Source organism: Oleiphilus sp. HI0043 (genome assembly GCF_001634935.1).
In genome coordinates this window covers 1-1,537 of the sequence record NZ_LWEY01000154.1, presented here as the reverse complement: position 1 = coordinate 1,537, position 1,537 = coordinate 1, and the positions used below count along the sequence as shown (strand labels likewise).

The window sequence follows — 1,537 nt, the reverse complement described above, 5'->3', positions numbered from 1 at the left end:
TCGCTCCGGCGATCATCGGCCTGGTATTAATCGTTACGACAAGGCGAAGCTTTCCACTGACGCCCCTGCTGTACTTCCTAATCCTGATTCACTGTATCATTTTAATGATTGGTGGACATTACACCTACGCAGAAGTCCCCTTGTTCGACATGATAAAAGAAGCCTGGGACTTGGACCGCAACAATTACGATAAAGTTGGCCATTTCGCACAAGGCTTTGTCCCAGCCATTCTTGCCAGAGAAATCCTTATTCGAAAGCAGGTCGTTAACGGCGTCAGCTGGCTCAATTTCTATATTATTAGCATATGCTTGGCCTTCAGCGCATTTTATGAACTTATCGAATGGTGGGTCGCACTCTTATCAGACCAGGCAGCAGAAGCATTTTTAGGTACTCAAGGCGATAATTGGGATACTCAATCTGATATGGCAATTGCACTGGTAGGCGCGATTCTGGCTATTATCACACTCTCGAAAACACATAACCGCCAGTTACTCAGTCTTAAAAGCCGTGTAAAAGATGATTGACCCCTACGCAAACTCTTTAGAAATCCAGCTTCCTAACTGGTTAAGTGAATATCGTGCTAGCTACCAGATAAGTGAAAGCCTGAGCGAGCGAATGAAGTTCGTCATCGCGGCATCACAAAGAAACATTAATAAAGATACTGGCGGCCCCTTTGCCGCAGGCGTTTTTGAGACCGAGTCTGGCAAACTGATATCTTTAGGTGTCAACCTGGTCACAAGCCAAGGTCTATCAATATTACACGCAGAAATCCTTGCTATCAGCTTGGCTCAACAACAACTGGGTAGTTACGAACTAGCAAAATCCGAGCACCGGTTAGAACTGCTTACCAGTACCGAACCCTGCGCTATGTGCCTGGGAGCAATCCCCTGGTCAGGTATTCATCGCGTCGTCTGTGCGGCAACAGGCAAAGATGCCGAAGCGATAGGCTTTGACGAAGGAGATAAACCCAATGCTTGGAAAGCGGGTCTTGAAAAAAGAAAGATAGAAGTAATAACTGAAGTCTGCCGAGACGAAGCCAAAGCCGTACTAAACAGCTATGCTAATAAAAATGGACATATTTACTAGCATTCTCAGAACTAAGTTTATTTAGAAACCGCCTGGACTAGAATCCAAGGTTTAATCACTAAAGTCCACAGTTCGGCATCGGCCTCATACCAGGCTAAGGCCTGATCATCTGAAACCTGGGCAACCTGCCCCGAGGCTAGCCATTCCTTGAAGATCGGAGCATTATCTGCCGCAAACTGCTCGCCCACCAACAATAGATCAAGACCCGGAGCAACGTATAGCACCATGCCCGAGGCGAAGAAAGTCTGTAGCTCGCGCCAGGGAGCTCTAGCAGTTTCCAAGTTGAGTTTATGCTTAAGTGGAACTTGGTCATTAGCATTGAGTGACGGACTATCGGACATAAGCTACCTAACTTTACTTTCAAAGGAGTTTCGAACAGCAAGCTTTCGTCGCTCGCAGCCTTAAAGCAGGTAATGATACTGAATTTACACTAGAAGTATCCAGTAATAAT

General features: G+C 46.1%; 3 protein-coding genes. 2 read left to right on the top strand and 1 reads right to left on the bottom strand.

Going from position 1 to position 1,537, the window contains the following annotated elements:
• Together A3729_RS02945 and A3729_RS02940 are read left to right on the top strand one after the other, a co-directional pair.
• On the top strand, positions 1-524 hold a 524-nt coding region (locus tag A3729_RS02945), incomplete at its 5' end, for a DUF2238 domain-containing protein (protein ID WP_068633117.1).
• On the top strand, positions 517-1,086 hold the full coding sequence (locus tag A3729_RS02940; RefSeq protein WP_068509914.1) for a nucleoside deaminase: 570 nt from the start codon (positions 517-519) through the stop codon (positions 1,084-1,086). The genes A3729_RS02945 and A3729_RS02940, both read left to right, overlap by 8 nt.
• A 17-nt stretch (positions 1,087-1,103) precedes the next feature.
• Here A3729_RS02940 and A3729_RS02935 read toward each other — a convergent pair whose 3' ends face one another.
• Complete coding sequence (locus tag A3729_RS02935; RefSeq protein ID WP_068516741.1) at positions 1,104-1,427, bottom strand: DUF2288 domain-containing protein; 324 nt, start codon at positions 1,425-1,427, stop codon at positions 1,104-1,106.
• Positions 1,428-1,537 lie beyond the last annotated feature (110 nt).